The 17,106-nt window shown below is 56.0% G+C and carries 10 protein-coding genes, 2 tRNA genes and 3 rRNA genes; 10 read left to right on the top strand and 5 right to left on the bottom strand.

What is annotated here, in order from left to right:
• Positions 1–64: 64 nt before the first annotated feature.
• The 5 genes from AB4N82_RS06555 to AB4N82_RS06535 all read right to left on the bottom strand — a co-directional run bounded on the left by AB4N82_RS06555 (position 65) and on the right by AB4N82_RS06535 (position 4,552).
• Entirely contained in the window at positions 65–751 is a 687-nt protein-coding gene (locus AB4N82_RS06555) for an SDR family oxidoreductase (RefSeq protein WP_122764425.1), read from the bottom strand.
• Between the two features lie 57 nt (positions 752–808).
• The gene (locus AB4N82_RS06550) at positions 809–1,390 is read right to left on the bottom strand and encodes an IMPACT family protein (RefSeq protein WP_032887101.1); all 582 of its coding nucleotides are present in this window, start codon (positions 1,388–1,390) and stop codon (positions 809–811) included.
• Positions 1,391–1,402: 12 nt separating this feature from the next.
• Positions 1,403–2,062, bottom strand: a complete 660-nt coding sequence (locus AB4N82_RS06545; RefSeq protein WP_032887099.1) for a TetR/AcrR family transcriptional regulator — start codon at positions 2,060–2,062, stop codon at positions 1,403–1,405.
• Positions 2,063–2,149: 87 nt separating this feature from the next.
• Entirely contained in the window at positions 2,150–3,544 is a 1,395-nt protein-coding gene (locus AB4N82_RS06540; RefSeq protein ID WP_122764424.1) for a uracil-xanthine permease family protein, read from the bottom strand.
• 87 nt (positions 3,545–3,631) lie between these two features.
• On the bottom strand, positions 3,632–4,552 hold the full coding sequence (locus tag AB4N82_RS06535) for a LysR family transcriptional regulator (protein ID WP_032887097.1): 921 nt from the start codon (positions 4,550–4,552) through the stop codon (positions 3,632–3,634).
• Positions 4,553–4,677: 125 nt separating this feature from the next.
• Here AB4N82_RS06535 and aptA point away from each other — a divergent pair, with 125 nt between their 5' ends.
• From aptA to AB4N82_RS06485, 10 genes are all read left to right on the top strand, one after another.
• Positions 4,678–6,027 carry an omega-aminotransferase AptA gene (aptA, locus tag AB4N82_RS06530; protein ID WP_122764423.1) on the top strand — a complete coding sequence of 450 codons (1,350 nt, stop codon included), beginning with the start codon at positions 4,678–4,680 and terminating at the stop codon, positions 6,025–6,027.
• Between the two features lie 39 nt (positions 6,028–6,066).
• Positions 6,067–7,560 (top strand): CoA-acylating methylmalonate-semialdehyde dehydrogenase, encoded by a 1,494-nt coding sequence (locus AB4N82_RS06525; protein WP_032887095.1) that lies wholly within the window; start codon positions 6,067–6,069, stop codon positions 7,558–7,560.
• Between the two features lie 573 nt (positions 7,561–8,133).
• Positions 8,134–9,670 (top strand): 16S ribosomal RNA (locus tag AB4N82_RS06520).
• Between the two features lie 83 nt (positions 9,671–9,753).
• Positions 9,754–9,830 (top strand) — tRNA-Ile (locus tag AB4N82_RS06515).
• A 30-nt stretch (positions 9,831–9,860) separates the two neighbouring features.
• Positions 9,861–9,936 (top strand) — tRNA-Ala (locus AB4N82_RS06510).
• Between the two features lie 247 nt (positions 9,937–10,183).
• A 23S ribosomal RNA gene (locus AB4N82_RS06505) occupies positions 10,184–13,075 on the top strand.
• A 169-nt stretch (positions 13,076–13,244) separates the two neighbouring features.
• Positions 13,245–13,360: ribosomal RNA gene (gene rrf, locus AB4N82_RS06500) — 5S ribosomal RNA — on the top strand.
• The 16S, 23S and 5S rRNA genes sit together here with 2 tRNA genes alongside, the layout of an rRNA operon.
• A gap of 151 nt (positions 13,361–13,511) precedes the next feature.
• The gene (locus AB4N82_RS06495; protein ID WP_032886028.1) at positions 13,512–14,171 is read left to right on the top strand and encodes a paraquat-inducible protein A; all 660 of its coding nucleotides are present in this window, start codon (positions 13,512–13,514) and stop codon (positions 14,169–14,171) included.
• Complete coding sequence (locus AB4N82_RS06490; protein WP_032886029.1) at positions 14,158–14,781, top strand: paraquat-inducible protein A; 624 nt, start codon at positions 14,158–14,160, stop codon at positions 14,779–14,781. The genes AB4N82_RS06495 and AB4N82_RS06490 overlap by 14 nt, the downstream gene beginning before the upstream one ends.
• Complete coding sequence (locus tag AB4N82_RS06485) at positions 14,774–17,077, top strand: PqiB family protein (RefSeq protein ID WP_095183739.1); 2,304 nt, start codon at positions 14,774–14,776, stop codon at positions 17,075–17,077. The genes AB4N82_RS06490 and AB4N82_RS06485 overlap by 8 nt, the downstream gene beginning before the upstream one ends.
• Positions 17,078–17,106 lie beyond the last annotated feature (29 nt).

The following is a 17,106-nucleotide window of genomic DNA, read 5'->3' as shown; positions in this document are numbered from 1 at the left end:
GCGAGGGCGCAGTCTACGCGCGCAGCGTTATCGACGGCAATCAGTCGATAACGCTGCTCGTCGCTTACCAGGCGATGGTGTCGCCTTTGTAGTCCACGAAGTGGTGACCACCTTTGCCGGTGTAGGCATTTACCTGATCCACCAGGCCGCGCACGCTGGTGTCGACATCGATGTGCGCGTTTTCGCCGCCCATGTCGGTCTTTACCCAGCCCGGATGCAGTGACAGAACAGTGAGTGTGTGGTCGCCCAGTTGAGTGATGAAGCTGTTGGTCATGGAGTTCAGCGCGGCTTTGCTGGCCTTGTACAGCGCCAGGTCTGAGCCGTCGGGGATCGTTACGCTGCCCAATACCGAACTCATGAATGCGAGCACGCCGCTGTCTTTGCGGATCTGCCCGACAAAGCGCTGCGCCAGGTTGATCGGCGCCACGGCATTAGTGAAAAACAACTGGCCGACTTCCGCGAGAGTGGCGTGACCGGGCTCCTGGTTGGCCGGACCCTTGACGCCGGCGTTGACGAACAGCAGGTCGAAGGTGCGCTCTTTGAGGCGCTGGGCCAGGGCGATCACGGCTTGCTGATCGTCCATGTCCAGTTTTTCGATCTGCACCGGACCCACCGCTTTAAGGGCATCAGCCTTGCTCGGATCACGCACGGTGGCGGTCACGTCCCAGCCGTCCTGGAGCAATTGCTTGACCAGGCCAAGGCCCAGCCCGCGCGAGGCGCCGATGATCAGTGCGGTTTTTGGCTTAGACATGAAAAGCTTCCTTTAGAGTCGCGGTTCAGGGGGATTCAGCAAATAACAGTAACAGTTTCAGCGTTGCAGCAGGATACGCCCACGGCTCAGGTCGGCGAGCTGGGCTTGGAGCGTGTCGATGTGCGCCTCACCCAGTGCCAGTTGCAACTCCACACCGTTGGCGGTGAAGTTTTCTTCCACCACTAGGCCGCCAAGTTCAGCAACGCGCAGCTTCACCAAGTTCAGCTCGGAGAATCCGCAGGCGCAACTCAGTGGTACGCGGCTGATCAGTTCGAGACGCTCGGCATTCTGCAGGCATTTGTTCGCTCCGCCGCCATAGGCACGGGCGAGGCCGCCGGTGCCCAATTGGATGCCGCCGTACCAGCGAATCACCAATACCGCGACTTGATCAAAACCCTGGGCTTCGATGGCTGCGAGAATCGGCCGCCCGGCAGTGCCACCGGGTTCGCCGTCGTCACTGCTGCGGTATTGGTCGGCCAGCTTCCAGGCCCAGCAGTTGTGCGTGGCGTTCAGGTCGCTGTGTTGCTCGAAAAAAGCCTGAGCGTCCTGCGGGCTGGTGATCGGGGCGGCTAGGGTGATGAAGCGGCTTTTGCGTATTTCTTCACGAAACTCGCAAAGGCCGGTGAGCGTGAAAGGCATAAGTGACTTCGTCTAGAGGCTCGGCTTGATGCCGCAGCCTTTGAGAATGATGTGGATCAGGTTGGTGCCGGCATCTTCCATATCTTGCTTGGTCAGCTTGGTGCGACCGGTGACGCGGCAGATCTGGGTGGCGAAGTCTGCGTAGTGCTGGGTGCTGCCCCACAGCAGGAAGATCAGGTGCACGGGGTCGATGGGGTCCATCTTGCCGGCGTCGATCCAGGCTTGGAACACTGCCGCCCGGCCACTGAACCACGTGCGGTAATCCTGGCTGAAATATTCGGTGAGGCATTCGCCGCCGCTGATGATCTCCATGGCGAAGATCCGCGAGGCCTGGGGTTGGCGTCGCGAAAACTCCATCTTGGTGCGGATGTAGCGGGAGAGGGCCACGGCAGGGTCGTCCTCGGCGGTCAGCGTGTTGAAGGTGCTGTCCCACAGTTCGAGGATATTGCTGAGCACGGCGATATACAGGCCCAGCTTGTTCGTGAAGTAGTAGTGCAAGTTGGCCTTCGGCAATCCGGCGCTGGCAGCAATAGTGTTCATGCTGGTGCCCTTGTAGCCATGGCGCGCGAATTCATCTTCAGCAGCCTGGAGAATCGCTTGTTCGTTCTTTTGCCGAATGCGGCTGGCGGGCTTACCGGCGTGGTTGCTGTGGGCAGGAACTTCGAGGCTCATGGAGATTACCGTGCTGATCGATAGAGACGACGTGTGCACAGATAACCCACCCTCAAGCCTCAGACAAGTCCCGATGCAATAAAACCCTTAAAGCGGTTCCAAGGTGTCGCTTTCCGGCGCTTGGTTTGCGGCAGTTTCGATCGCCTTGGATTCCGGCAGTAGCAGGCACAGCACGATGGCGGTCAGCCCGCCGCTGGTGATGGCGGAGTCGAACAAGTTCTGCACCAGGGTTGGCATCAGGTGAAGCAGATTGGGTTGGGCGGCGATGCCCAGGCCGACGCCAAACGACGTGGCGATGATCAGCATGCTGCGTCGGTCCAGCGGCGCCTGGGCGAGGATGCGCACGCCAGCGGCGGCCACACTGCCGAACATCACCAGGGTCGCGCCGCCCAATACGGGTTTGGGGATTTGCTGCAGCACCGCACCAATCAACGGAAACAAACCGAGGCAAAACAGCACCACGCCTATATATAAGCCAACGTAACGGCTGGCCACGCCAGTGAGTTGGATCACGCCATTGTTCTGAGCAAAGGTGGTGTTGGGGAAGGCACTGAAAGTGGCCGCGATCATGCAGCTCACGCCATCACCCAGTACGCCTCCCTTGAGTCGGCTTATATAAGAAGGGCCGCTGATGGGCTGGCGGGCGATCATGCAGTTGGCGGTGAGGTCGCCGACGGTCTCGATGCTGCTGATCAGGTAAATCAGCGCGATCGGTAGGAAAGCGCTCCAGTCGAAGTTGAATCCAAAGCGAAACGGAATCGGCAGGCTCACCAGAGGTAAGTCCGGCAGGGCTTGGGGCACGAGTTTGCCGCTGAACCACGCCGCTAGGCTGCCAAGGGCCAGGCCGATAATGATCGCCGAGAGCCGCACCCAGGGCGTGTTGGAACGGTTGAGCAGAATGATCGTCAGCACCACGAACAGGCCCAATGCAAGATTGGTGGGCGCGCCGAAGTCAGGGGCGTTGAAGCCACCGCCGAGGTCGGTAATGCCGACTTTGATCAGGCTGATGCCGATTAGCGTGATGACAATCCCTGTCACCAAAGGCGTGATGACTCGACGCAATTGGCCGATAAAACGGCTCAGCACGATCTGCACCGCCGCGCCGAAAAAGCACACGCCGAAGATCATCGCCATGATGTCTTCCGGGCTGCCGCCGCGTTGTTTCACCAGGAAGCCTGCCGACAGTACCGCGCCGAGAAAGGCAAAGCTGGTGCCTTGCAGGCAGATCATCCCGGCGCCTATCCCAAATGGCCTACGCGCCTGGATGAATGTGCCGACACCGGACACCATCAACGCCATGCTGATCAGATAGGGCAAATGGGCGGTCAGGCCCAGAGTGGAGCCGATGATCAGTGGCGGAGTGATAATGCCGACAAAAGCGGCCAGCACGTGCTGCAGTGCGGCCAGAAATGCCGGGACGGGTTTGGGGCGGTCGTTGAGGCCGTAGATCAGGTCGCTGGGGGTGGAGGATTCTGGTGGCATGGCGGGCTAACTCAAGGCGGATGGTCAAGTTCCATCTGTTCTTGCAAAAAGCTGTCCAGTTGCTCAGCTTTTAGCGTAAAGCCTGAGCTAGCGCGTTGTGGCCAGGCTGTCGAGGAAGCTTTCCAGCACCAAATGAGGGCGACGGCCTTTGCGTGTGACCGATGCGAGGCTTAAATCGTAAAAACGCGTAGCCGATTTCAGCGCACGCAGTCGGCCTTGTTGTACCCAGAGGCTGGCGTAGTGGTCGGGCAGGTAGCCGATGTAGCGGCCGGTCAGGATCAGGAACGCCATGCCTTCGCGGTCCGAGGCGCTGGCGGTGCAGTTGAGCGCTTGGTAATGGGCCTGGATTTCGGCAGGCAAACGGAATGTTGGAGCGATGGCGTCCTGGCTGTCGATGCGCTCGTCGCCCAACTGCTTGTCTTCGGCGTAAAACAACGGATGGCCGACTGCGCAATAGAGCAGCGAGCGTTCGCTGTACAGCGGTTGGTACTCCAATCCCGAAAGGGCGCTGGCCTGGGGCACTACGCCCACATGCAAACGACCATCGAGTACGCCTTGTTCGACTTCATTGGGGGCGATCATGCGGATTTGGATCTGCACGTCTGGGCCGCGCTCCTTTAATTGGGCCAAGGCGTGAGTGATGCGCATGTGGGGCAGGGTGACGAGGTTGTCGGTGAGGCCAATGATCAACTCGCCGCGCAAATGCTGGTGCAGACCGTTGACCTCGGTGCGAAAACTTTCCAGTGCACTTAATAGTTGCAGGGCTGACTGATAGACCTCGCGGCCTTCTTCGGTCAGTGAGAACCCCGCGCGGCCACGTTGGCAGAGGCGCAATCCGAGACGCTGTTCAAGGTCGCTCATTTGCTGACTGATGGCCGAGCGCCCGATGCCGAGCACGGTTTCCGCTGCCGAGAAGCCGCCGCATTCCACCACACTCCGGAAGATGCGTAGCAGGCGAATATCAAAGTCGCTCACTTGGGCGAGAGGATCGGGTCGACGGCTGCTCATAGTTTAGTGAAGGCCTGACTGAAGGTTAGAAGAGTTGAATTTCACCGACTTTATCGCCGTGGCAATTTAGCTGCAACAACGCGTTTCAATCCCGACGCGGCCTTTTGCCCTGCGAGGTTTTGCTGATGAACATGCCTGAAAACGTCCCATCGTCCCTGGCCAGCCAACTGAAGTTGGACGCGCACTGGATGCCCTACACGGCCAACCGCAACTTCCAGCGTGATCCGCGCCTGATCGTGGCCGCCGAAGGTAGCTGGTTGACCGATGACAAGGGCCGCAAGGTGTACGACTCGTTGTCTGGCCTGTGGACGTGCGGCGCCGGGCACACACGCAAGGAAATCCAGGAAGCGGTGGCCAAGCAATTGGGTACGTTGGATTACTCCCCGGGCTTCCAGTACGGTCATCCGTTGTCCTTCCAACTGGCGGAAAAGATTACCGACCTGACCCCAGGCAACCTTAATCATGTCTTCTTCACCGACTCCGGCTCCGAGTGTGCCGATACTGCGGTGAAGATGGTGCGTGCCTACTGGCGCCTGAAGGGCCAAGCCACCAAGACCAAGATGATCGGCCGCGCCCGTGGCTATCACGGTGTGAACATCGCGGGCACCAGCCTGGGCGGCGTGAACGGCAACCGTAAGATGTTTGGCCAGGCGATGATGGACGTTGACCATTTGCCGCACACCTTGCTGGCAAGCAATGCCTTCTCCCGCGGCATGCCTGAGCTGGGCGGCATCGCATTGGCCGATGAGTTGCTCAAGCTGATCGAGCTGCATGACGCTTCCAACATCGCGGCAGTGTTTGTCGAACCGATGGCTGGTTCCGCTGGCGTGTTGGTGCCGCCGCAGGGTTATCTCAAGCGTCTGCGAGAGATTTGTGACCAGCACAACATCCTGCTGGTGTTTGACGAAGTGATTACCGGTTTTGGCCGTACCGGCTCGATGTTCGGCGCCGACAGCTTCGGCGTGACTCCGGATCTGATGTGCATCGCCAAGCAAGTCACCAATGGCGCGATCCCCATGGGCGCGGTGATTGCCAGCAGCGAGATCTATCAGACCTTTATGAACCAGGCGACGCCTGAGTACGCGGTGGAATTTCCACACGGCTACACGTACTCGGCGCACCCCGTTGCTTGCGCGGCTGGCCTGGCGGCACTCGACCTGTTGCAGAAGGAAAACCTGGTGCAGAGCGTAGCCGAAGTCGCTCCGCACTTTGAGAATGCGCTGCACGGCTTGAAGGGCAGCAAGAACGTGATCGACATTCGCAACTACGGCTTGGCCGGTGCGATCCAGATTGCCCCGCGTGACGGTGATGCCATCGTGCGTCCATTCGAGGCAGGCATGGCTTTGTGGAAGGCGGGTTTCTACGTGCGCTTTGGCGGCGACACCCTGCAGTTCGGGCCAACCTTCAACAGCAAGCCGCTGGATCTGGATCGTCTGTTTGATGCGGTCGGCGAAGTGCTGAACAAGATCGACTGATTTCTCTTTCTATATAGAACAACTTTTCAGGAGCCCTGCATGAGCCTTATCCAGCATTTGATCAACGGTGAGTTGGTCAACGACAGTGGTCGCAGTGCCGACGTATATAACCCGTCCACCGGCCAGGTGATTCACCAAGTACCGCTGGCCAGCCGTGAAACCATTCAACAGGCGATCGACTCGGCCAAGGCCGCATTCCCGGCGTGGCGTAATACCCCGCCGGCCAAGCGTGCCCAGGTGATGTTTCGTTTCAAGCAGTTGCTGGAACAGAATGAAGCGCGAATCTCGCAGTTGATCAGCGAGGAGCATGGCAAGACCCTGGAAGACGCGGCGGGTGAGTTGAAGCGTGGCATCGAGAACGTTGAGTACGCATGCTCGGCGCCGGAGATTCTGAAGGGCGAGTACAGCCGCAACGTTGGGCCGAACATTGATGCTTGGTCGGACTTTCAGCCGTTGGGCGTGGTAGCGGGTATTACGCCGTTCAACTTCCCGGCTATGGTGCCGCTGTGGATGTATCCGCTGGCAATCGTATGCGGTAACTGCTTCATCCTGAAGCCTTCGGAGCGTGATCCGAGTTCGACGCTGCTGATTGCGCAACTGTTGCAGGAAGCCGGTCTGCCTAAAGGCGTGCTGAGTGTGGTGCACGGTGATAAGGGCGCGGTTGACGCATTGATTGAGGCGCCGGAAGTCAAAGCGCTGAGTTTTGTGGGGTCGACGCCGATTGCTGAGTACATCTATTCCGAAGCGACCAAGCGCGGCAAGCGCGTGCAGGCGCTGGGCGGGGCGAAGAACCACGCCGTACTGATGCCAGATGCGGACTTGGATAATGCGGTCAGTGCGCTGATGGGCGCGGCGTATGGCTCCTGCGGGGAGCGCTGCATGGCCATCTCTGTGGCCGTCTGCGTAGGTGACCAGGTAGCTGATGCGTTGATCGCCAAGCTGGTGCCGCAGATTAAGGCGCTGAAGATAGGTGCGGGCACGACGTGTGGGCTGGATATGGGGCCGCTGGTAACCGGTCAGGCGCGGGATAAGGTCAGCGGCTACATAGAAGACGGTGTTGCTTCGGGTGCAGAGTTGGTGGTCGATGGCCGTGGGCTAAGTATTACCGGGAATGAAGATGGCTTCTTCCTCGGTGGCAGCCTGTTTGACCGTGTGACGCCTGAGATGCGCATCTATAAGGAGGAGATCTTCGGTCCGGTGTTGTGCGTGGTCCGGGTGAGCAGCCTGGAGGCGGCGATGCAATTGATCAACGACCATGAGTATGGGAACGGTACGTGCATCTTCACCCGTGATGGTGAGGCGGCCCGTCTGTTCTGCGATGAGATTGAAGTGGGTATGGTTGGGGTGAACGTTCCACTGCCGGTTCCGGTGGCTTATCACAGCTTTGGTGGCTGGAAACGCTCGCTGTTTGGTGACTTACATGCGTACGGTCCGGATGGCGTGCGTTTTTACACCCGGCGCAAGGCGATTACCCAGCGTTGGCCTCAGCGGGCCAGTCATGAGGCGTCGCAGTTTGCTTTCCCTAGTCTGTAAGGCCCTATGAGCAGAAAGCCGGCCCTTTTGGGCCGGCTTTTTCGTTTCTAGGGCTTTTTTTGAGTTATATGGCAAAAATATGAAAAAGAAGGTTGACCACAGATTCTAGGAGCCTATAATTCGCCCCACTTCCGGCGCAGTCGAAACGGAAAACTCCTTGGTAAACAATGAGTTACGCAGTTTTCGGCGGTAAGTTGCTTCAGTTCATCGAAGCCAAAAGGAAGTTGAAAAAGAGGTGTTGACAGCAGCGTGTAACGCTGTAGAATTCGCCTCCCGCTGATGAGAGATCAGAAGCGCAAGTGGTTGAAGTTGTTGAAGAAATCTTCGAAAGCTTCTGAAAATAATCACTTGACAGCAAATGAGGCTGCTGTAGAATGCGCGCCTCGGTTGAGACGAAAGATCTTAACCAACCGCTCTTTAACAACTGAATCAAGCAATTCGTGTGGGTGCTTGTGGAGTCAGACTGATAGTCAACAAGATTATCAGCATCACAAGTTACTCCGCGAGAAATCAAAGATGTAACCAACGATTGCTGAGCCAAGTTTAGGGTTTCTTAAAAACCCAAAGATGTTTGAACTGAAGAGTTTGATCATGGCTCAGATTGAACGCTGGCGGCAGGCCTAACACATGCAAGTCGAGCGGTAGAGAGAAGCTTGCTTCTCTTGAGAGCGGCGGACGGGTGAGTAATGCCTAGGAATCTGCCTGGTAGTGGGGGATAACGTTCGGAAACGGACGCTAATACCGCATACGTCCTACGGGAGAAAGCAGGGGACCTTCGGGCCTTGCGCTATCAGATGAGCCTAGGTCGGATTAGCTAGTTGGTGAGGTAATGGCTCACCAAGGCGACGATCCGTAACTGGTCTGAGAGGATGATCAGTCACACTGGAACTGAGACACGGTCCAGACTCCTACGGGAGGCAGCAGTGGGGAATATTGGACAATGGGCGAAAGCCTGATCCAGCCATGCCGCGTGTGTGAAGAAGGTCTTCGGATTGTAAAGCACTTTAAGTTGGGAGGAAGGGCAGTTACCTAATACGTGATTGTTTTGACGTTACCGACAGAATAAGCACCGGCTAACTCTGTGCCAGCAGCCGCGGTAATACAGAGGGTGCAAGCGTTAATCGGAATTACTGGGCGTAAAGCGCGCGTAGGTGGTTTGTTAAGTTGGATGTGAAATCCCCGGGCTCAACCTGGGAACTGCATTCAAAACTGACTGACTAGAGTATGGTAGAGGGTGGTGGAATTTCCTGTGTAGCGGTGAAATGCGTAGATATAGGAAGGAACACCAGTGGCGAAGGCGACCACCTGGACTGATACTGACACTGAGGTGCGAAAGCGTGGGGAGCAAACAGGATTAGATACCCTGGTAGTCCACGCCGTAAACGATGTCAACTAGCCGTTGGGAGCCTTGAGCTCTTAGTGGCGCAGCTAACGCATTAAGTTGACCGCCTGGGGAGTACGGCCGCAAGGTTAAAACTCAAATGAATTGACGGGGGCCCGCACAAGCGGTGGAGCATGTGGTTTAATTCGAAGCAACGCGAAGAACCTTACCAGGCCTTGACATCCAATGAACTTTCTAGAGATAGATTGGTGCCTTCGGGAACATTGAGACAGGTGCTGCATGGCTGTCGTCAGCTCGTGTCGTGAGATGTTGGGTTAAGTCCCGTAACGAGCGCAACCCTTGTCCTTAGTTACCAGCACGTAATGGTGGGCACTCTAAGGAGACTGCCGGTGACAAACCGGAGGAAGGTGGGGATGACGTCAAGTCATCATGGCCCTTACGGCCTGGGCTACACACGTGCTACAATGGTCGGTACAGAGGGTTGCCAAGCCGCGAGGTGGAGCTAATCCCATAAAACCGATCGTAGTCCGGATCGCAGTCTGCAACTCGACTGCGTGAAGTCGGAATCGCTAGTAATCGCGAATCAGAATGTCGCGGTGAATACGTTCCCGGGCCTTGTACACACCGCCCGTCACACCATGGGAGTGGGTTGCACCAGAAGTAGCTAGTCTAACCTTCGGGAGGACGGTTACCACGGTGTGATTCATGACTGGGGTGAAGTCGTAACAAGGTAGCCGTAGGGGAACCTGCGGCTGGATCACCTCCTTAATCGACGACATCAGCTGCTCCATAAGTTCCCACACGAATTGCTTGATTCATTGAAGAAGACGATAAAGAAGCAGCCCGAAATTGGGTCTGTAGCTCAGTTGGTTAGAGCGCACCCCTGATAAGGGTGAGGTCGGCAGTTCGAATCTGCCCAGACCCACCAATTTTGTGTGGGAAACGCCTGTAGAAATACGGGGCCATAGCTCAGCTGGGAGAGCGCCTGCCTTGCACGCAGGAGGTCAACGGTTCGATCCCGTTTGGCTCCACCACTACTGCTTCTGTTTGTTGAAAGCTTAGAAATGAGCATTCCATTGTGATGATGGTGAATGTTGATTTCTAGTCTTTGATTAGATCGTTCTTTAAAAATTTGGGTATGTGATAGAAAGATAGACTGAACGTTACTTTCACTGGTAACGGATCAGGCTAAGGTAAAATTTGTGAGTGGCTCGAAAGAGTCAAATCGAATTTTCGGCGAATGTTGTCTTCACAGTATAACCAGATTGCTTGGGGTTATATGGTCAAGTGAAGAAGCGCATACGGTGGATGCCTTGGCAGTCAGAGGCGATGAAAGACGTGGTAGCCTGCGAAAAGCTTCGGGGAGTCGGCAAACAGACTTTGATCCGGAGATGTCTGAATGGGGGAACCCAGCCATCATAAGATGGTTATCTTACGCTGAATACATAGGCGTAAGAGGCGAACCAGGGGAACTGAAACATCTAAGTACCCTGAGGAAAAGAAATCAACCGAGATTCCCTTAGTAGTGGCGAGCGAACGGGGACTAGCCCTTAAGTGGCTTTGAGATTAGCGGAACGCTCTGGAAAGTGCGGCCATAGTGGGTGATAGCCCTGTACGCGAAAATCTCTTAGTCATGAAATCGAGTAGGACGGAGCACGAGAAACTTTGTCTGAATATGGGGGGACCATCCTCCAAGGCTAAATACTACTGACTGACCGATAGTGAACTAGTACCGTGAGGGAAAGGCGAAAAGAACCCCGGAGAGGGGAGTGAAATAGATCCTGAAACCGTATGCGTACAAGCAGTGGGAGCCCACTTTGTTGGGTGACTGCGTACCTTTTGTATAATGGGTCAGCGACTTATTTTCAGTGGCGAGCTTAACCGAATAGGGGAGGCGTAGCGAAAGCGAGTCTTAATAGGGCGTCTAGTCGCTGGGAATAGACCCGAAACCGGGCGATCTATCCATGGGCAGGTTGAAGGTTGGGTAACACTAACTGGAGGACCGAACCGACTACCGTTGAAAAGTTAGCGGATGACCTGTGGATCGGAGTGAAAGGCTAATCAAGCTCGGAGATAGCTGGTTCTCCTCGAAAGCTATTTAGGTAGCGCCTCATGTATCACTGTAGGGGGTAGAGCACTGTTTCGGCTAGGGGGTCATCCCGACTTACCAAACCGATGCAAACTCCGAATACCTACAAGTGCCGAGCATGGGAGACACACGGCGGGTGCTAACGTCCGTCGTGAAAAGGGAAACAACCCAGACCGTCAGCTAAGGTCCCAAAGTTATGGTTAAGTGGGAAACGATGTGGGAAGGCTTAGACAGCTAGGAGGTTGGCTTAGAAGCAGCCACCCTTTAAAGAAAGCGTAATAGCTCACTAGTCGAGTCGGCCTGCGCGGAAGATGTAACGGGGCTCAAACCATACACCGAAGCTACGGGTATCACGTAAGTGATGCGGTAGAGGAGCGTTCTGTAAGCCTGTGAAGGTGAGTTGAGAAGCTTGCTGGAGGTATCAGAAGTGCGAATGCTGACATGAGTAACGACAATGGGTGTGAAAAACACCCACGCCGAAAGACCAAGGTTTCCTGCGCAACGTTAATCGACGCAGGGTTAGTCGGTCCCTAAGGCGAGGCTGAAAAGCGTAGTCGATGGAAAACAGGTTAATATTCCTGTACTTCTGGTTATTGCGATGGAGGGACGGAGAAGGCTAGGCCAGCTTGGCGTTGGTTGTCCAAGTTTAAGGTGGTAGGCTGAGATCTTAGGTAAATCCGGGATCTTAAGGCCGAGAGCTGATGACGAGTTAACTTTTAGTTAACGAAGTGGTTGATGCCATGCTTCCAAGAAAAGCTTCTAAGCTTCAGGTAACCAGGAACCGTACCCCAAACCGACACAGGTGGTTGGGTAGAGAATACCAAGGCGCTTGAGAGAACTCGGGTGAAGGAACTAGGCAAAATGGCACCGTAACTTCGGGAGAAGGTGCGCCGGTGAGGGTGAAGGACTTGCTCCGTAAGCTCATGCCGGTCGAAGATACCAGGCCGCTGCGACTGTTTATTAAAAACACAGCACTCTGCAAACACGAAAGTGGACGTATAGGGTGTGACGCCTGCCCGGTGCCGGAAGGTTAATTGATGGGGTTAGCTAACGCGAAGCTCTTGATCGAAGCCCCGGTAAACGGCGGCCGTAACTATAACGGTCCTAAGGTAGCGAAATTCCTTGTCGGGTAAGTTCCGACCTGCACGAATGGCGTAACGATGGCGGCGCTGTCTCCACCCGAGACTCAGTGAAATTGAAATCGCTGTGAAGATGCAGTGTATCCGCGGCTAGACGGAAAGACCCCGTGAACCTTTACTATAGCTTTGCACTGGACTTTGAATTTGCTTGTGTAGGATAGGTGGGAGGCTTTGAAGCGTGGACGCCAGTCTGCGTGGAGCCAACCTTGAAATACCACCCTGGCAACTTTGAGGTTCTAACTCAGGTCCGTTATCCGGATCGAGGACAGTGTATGGTGGGTAGTTTGACTGGGGCGGTCTCCTCCTAAAGAGTAACGGAGGAGTACGAAGGTGCGCTCAGACCGGTCGGAAATCGGTCGTAGAGTATAAAGGCAAAAGCGCGCTTGACTGCGAGACAGACACGTCGAGCAGGTACGAAAGTAGGTCTTAGTGATCCGGTGGTTCTGTATGGAAGGGCCATCGCTCAACGGATAAAAGGTACTCCGGGGATAACAGGCTGATACCGCCCAAGAGTTCATATCGACGGCGGTGTTTGGCACCTCGATGTCGGCTCATCACATCCTGGGGCTGAAGCCGGTCCCAAGGGTATGGCTGTTCGCCATTTAAAGTGGTACGCGAGCTGGGTTTAGAACGTCGTGAGACAGTTCGGTCCCTATCTGCCGTGGACGTTTGAGATTTGAGAGGGGCTGCTCCTAGTACGAGAGGACCGGAGTGGACGAACCTCTGGTGTTCCGGTTGTCACGCCAGTGGCATTGCCGGGTAGCTATGTTCGGAATAGATAACCGCTGAAAGCATCTAAGCGGGAAACTAGCCTCAAGATGAGATCTCACTGGAACCTTGAGTTCCCTAAAGGGCCGTCGAAGACTACGACGTTGATAGGTTGGGTGTGTAAGCGCTGTGAGGCGTTGAGCTAACCAATACTAATTGCCCGTGAGGCTTGACCATATAACACCCAAGCAATTTGCTTGCTTCGAGCTGAAAGGCGAAAGAGCACCAGATTGCGGTGTGTGAAGACGAAATGAACCGAAAGTTCGACTCTTGCAAACACCGAAAGCTATCACATACCCAATTTGCTGAAGCGAGGCCAACTGGTCACGACTCAGTACCCGAATTTCTTGACGACCATAGAGCATTGGAACCACCTGATCCCATCCCGAACTCAGTAGTGAAACGATGCATCGCCGATGGTAGTGTGGGGTTTCCCCATGTGAGAGTAGGTCATCGTCAAGATTAAATTCCGAAACCCCATTTGCGAAAGCAGATGGGGTTTTGTTTTGGGCGGGCGGAAAGTGCGAAGAGGTCCACGACAAATTTGCACAGTTATTTCTGAACCAGACCACTAGAATAGGCACCTAACCTTTTTTAGAGCCAGAGCCCTACTATGCCCGATCCGGTTGATGCCCTTGAGGTGTCGGATTTACCACTGGACGATCTAGTGGCATGCCATGAGTGTGACTTGCTGATGCGCAAACCCGTGCTCGCCCTCGGCGAAAAAGCGCAATGTCCGCGCTGCGGCTACGAGCTGTACGCTCATCGCCACAATGTCGTCGAACGTAGCCTCGCGCTGGTTCTCGCGGCGCTGTTGCTGTACATCCCCGCGAACTTTCTTCCCATCATGAAGCTCAATCTACTCGGGCAGTCCTCAGAGGACACCGTCTGGAGTGGCGTAGTTGGCTTGTTCGACACCGGCATGCAGGGCGTCGCAGCTGTAGTGTTTCTATGCAGCATGGGCATTCCCTTGCTCAAGTTGCTTTGCCAATTGGCGGTGCTGCTCAGTATTCGTTGGAAAATCGGGCGTAGTTACGGCCTGCTGCTGTACCGCATCTACCACCACATGAAAGATTGGGGAATGTTGGAGGTCTACCTGATGGGCGTACTGGTAGCTATCGTAAAACTTGCCGACATGGCCTCCATCACGATTGGCCTGGGTTTGGTCTGCTTCGTCAGTCTATTAATGGTTCAGGTTCTGCTTGAGGTGGTGATGTCGCCGCATCAGATCTGGCAAGCACTGTCAGGGGAAGATGATCATGCGGGCGATTGATGCGGGCATTCTGATCTGTACCGAATGCCACGAGTTAAACAAGCAGCAAGCAGATACCGATGAGCAAATTTGCACGCGTTGCGGTGCGCTGATCCATGCTCGCCGTCCCAACAGCCTTACCCGCACCTGGGCATTGCTGATCACTGCCGCAATTCTATATATCCCCGCCAACCTGCTGCCAATCATGACCATCAACTCATTGGGCCAGGGAGACCCCAGCACCATTATGGCTGGCGTGATCCAACTGGTGCAGCACGGTATGTTTCCCATCGCCGCCGTGGTATTTATCGCCAGTATTCTGGTGCCGACATTCAAGCTGGTTGGCATTGGCCTGCTACTGTTCTCGGTGCAGCGTCACCAGCCGCTCTCTGCACAGCAACGCATTGTGATGTACCGCTTTATCGAATTCATTGGGCGCTGGTCCATGTTGGATATCTTCGTGATCGCCATCCTGGTGGCGGTCGTAAACTTTGGACGGCTTGCCAGCGTCGAGGCCAACCTCGGCGCAGCGGCGTTCGCCAGTGTGGTGATCTTGACGATGCTTGCCGCTGTAACTTTTGATCCCCGACTGATTTGGGATAACACGGAGTCGGACGACGACCATGAGTGAATTGCCTAAAGCTAAAACCCGCCCAGCCTCCAACTGGTCGGCCATTTGGGTGTTGCCCCTGATTGCTCTGATCATCGGCGGCTGGCTGGGATGGCGTGCCTATTCCCAACAGGGCATCGAGATCCAAGTGCGCTTCGAAAGTGGCGAAGGCATTCAGGTCAACAAGACTGAAGTGGTCTACAAGGGCATGCCCGTGGGCAAGGTCAAAGCCTTGGCTTTGGATGACGAGGGTAACAATCGCGGGGTGATCGCCACCATCGAGATGAATAAGGACGTCGATCAATACCTCAAGACCAACACGCGCTTCTGGCTGGTCAAACCCAGCGTCAGCCTCGCCGGCATCACCGGCCTGGAAACCCTGGTCTCGGGTAACTACATCGCCGCCAGCCCTGGCGATGGTGAGCCCACACGTAAATTCAAAGCGCTCTCTGAAGAGCCCCCGTTATCCGACGCCAAGCCCGGTCTGCACTTGACCATCAAGGCTGATCGTCTCGGCTCGCTGAACCGTGGCAGCCCAGTCTTCTACAAGCAAATCCAAGTCGGCCAGGTCAAAAGCTACCTGTTGTCCGAAGATCAAAGTACCGTTGAAATCAAGGTCTACATCGAGCCGACTTACGCCAACCTGGTGCGCAAACACACGCGTTTCTGGAACGCCAGCGGCATCAGCATCGACGCTAACCTTTCCGGTGTAAAAGTGCGCAGCGAGTCTCTTTCCAGCATCGTCGCGGGTGGTATCGCCTTCGCCACGCCGGAGAACCGCAAAGACAGCCCCCCGACCGACCCAAGCCTGCCTTTCCGTCTGTATGAAGACTTCGACGCCGCCGCTGCTGGTATCAGGGTGAAGGTCAAGCTCACCGACTTCGAAGGCCTGCAGGCTGGGCGTACGCCGGTGATGTACAAAGGCATCCAGGTGGGTAGTTTGAAAACCCTGAAGATCGACCCGGACCTCTCCAGCGCCAATGCCGAGTTGACTCTCGATCCGTTGGCCGAAGATTACCTGGTGCAGGACACCCAATTCTGGGTTGTGAAACCGTCCATCTCCCTTGCAGGCATCACCGGTCTGGAAGCATTGGTAAAAGGTAACTACATCGCCATCCGCCCTGGCGATAAGGGCAGCGCCCCGCAGCGCGAATACGTTGCCCGCGCCAAAGCGCCGCCACTGGACCTGCGTTCACCGGGCCTGCACATGGTGCTGTTCACCGATAACCTCGGCTCCCTGGATGTTGGCAGCCCGATCCTCTACAAGCAGGTCAAGGTCGGTTCGGTGCAGAGCTACCAGTTCTCGCGCAAGAACAAGCAACTGGTGATTGGCGTTCACATCGAGAAGGAATACGAAAACCTGGTCAATGGCTCCACGCGCTTTTGGAATGCCAGCGGCGTCACCCTGACCGGCGGCCTCACCGGCGGCATCCAGGTCAAGAGTGAATCTCTGGCCAGCCTGATGGCCGGTGGTATCGCCTTCGAAACCCCCCAGCCAAACGTGCCGCTGAAAAAACGTATTCCGCGTTTCCGTTTGTTCGCTGACCGTGAAGCCGCCAATCAGCATGGCACGCTGGTGACCATCAAGGTCGACCGCGCCGACGGCCTGCGCCCAGGCACTGCCGTACGTTTCAAAGGCCTTGATGTCGGCAAGATCGAGAGTGTCGACCTGAGTGCCGATATGCAGTCGGTGCTCCTCAGCGCCCGCATCACTCAGGTGGCAGACCGCATCGCGCGTGCAGGTAGCCAGTTCTGGGTGGTCAAGCCGGAACTGGGCTTGATGAAAACCTCCAACCTGGAAACCCTGGTCACTGGCCAATACATCGAAGTGCAACCAGCAGTAAAAAGCTCCGGTCCGCAAAAAAGCTTTGTCGCCTTGGACCAGCCGCCTGAAGCTGTCCGACGAGAAGACGGTTTGAGCCTCACGCTCAGCGCCGCACGTCGTGGCTCGTTGAAGGAAGGTGTCCCCGTTACCTACCGCGAAGTTACCGTGGGCAAAGTCACTGGCTACGAATTGGGCCAAACCGCTGACCGTGTGCTGATCCACATCCTGATCGAGCCCAAGTACGCATCGCTGGTGCGCGGTGGCAGTCGTTTCTGGAATACCAGTGGCTTCGGTCTCGACTTCGGCCTGTTCAAAGGCGCCACCGTGCGCACCGAATCCCTTGAGACGCTGGTTTCCGGCGGTATCGCCTTCGCCACGCCAGACGGCGAGCGCATGGGCAACGCGGCACGGCCGCAGCAAACCTTTCCGCTGTTCGACAAGGTTGAGGATGAATGGCTGACCTGGGCGCCTAAAATTCCGCTCGGCAAGTAGGTCCGATAGCGCCCTCAAAAGCACTGCAA

Source organism: Pseudomonas sp. H1_D04 (assembly GCF_054683855.1).
The sequence above is the reverse complement of the archived record's forward strand: the minus strand, read 5'-3'. Positions and strand labels throughout refer to the sequence as shown.

What these genes read in the sequence shown, in the direction of transcription:
- AB4N82_RS06555 (WP_122764425.1), bottom strand. Translation starts at nt 751, where the DNA reads ATGTCTAAGCCAAAAACCGCACTGATCATCGGCGCCTCGCGCGGGCTG.
- AB4N82_RS06550 (WP_032887101.1), bottom strand. Translation starts at nt 1,390, where the DNA reads ATGCCTTTCACGCTCACCGGCCTTTGCGAGTTTCGTGAAGAAATACGC.
- AB4N82_RS06545 (WP_032887099.1), bottom strand. Translation starts at nt 2,062, where the DNA reads ATGAGCCTCGAAGTTCCTGCCCACAGCAACCACGCCGGTAAGCCCGCC.
- AB4N82_RS06540 (WP_122764424.1), bottom strand. Translation starts at nt 3,544, where the DNA reads ATGCCACCAGAATCCTCCACCCCCAGCGACCTGATCTACGGCCTCAAC.
- AB4N82_RS06535 (WP_032887097.1), bottom strand. Translation starts at nt 4,552, where the DNA reads ATGAGCAGCCGTCGACCCGATCCTCTCGCCCAAGTGAGCGACTTTGAT.
- aptA (WP_122764423.1), top strand. Translation starts at nt 4,678, where the DNA reads ATGAACATGCCTGAAAACGTCCCATCGTCCCTGGCCAGCCAACTGAAG.
- AB4N82_RS06525 (WP_032887095.1), top strand. Translation starts at nt 6,067, where the DNA reads ATGAGCCTTATCCAGCATTTGATCAACGGTGAGTTGGTCAACGACAGT.
- AB4N82_RS06495 (WP_032886028.1), top strand. Translation starts at nt 13,512, where the DNA reads ATGCCCGATCCGGTTGATGCCCTTGAGGTGTCGGATTTACCACTGGAC.
- AB4N82_RS06490 (WP_032886029.1), top strand. Translation starts at nt 14,158, where the DNA reads ATGCGGGCGATTGATGCGGGCATTCTGATCTGTACCGAATGCCACGAG.
- AB4N82_RS06485 (WP_095183739.1), top strand. Translation starts at nt 14,774, where the DNA reads ATGAGTGAATTGCCTAAAGCTAAAACCCGCCCAGCCTCCAACTGGTCG.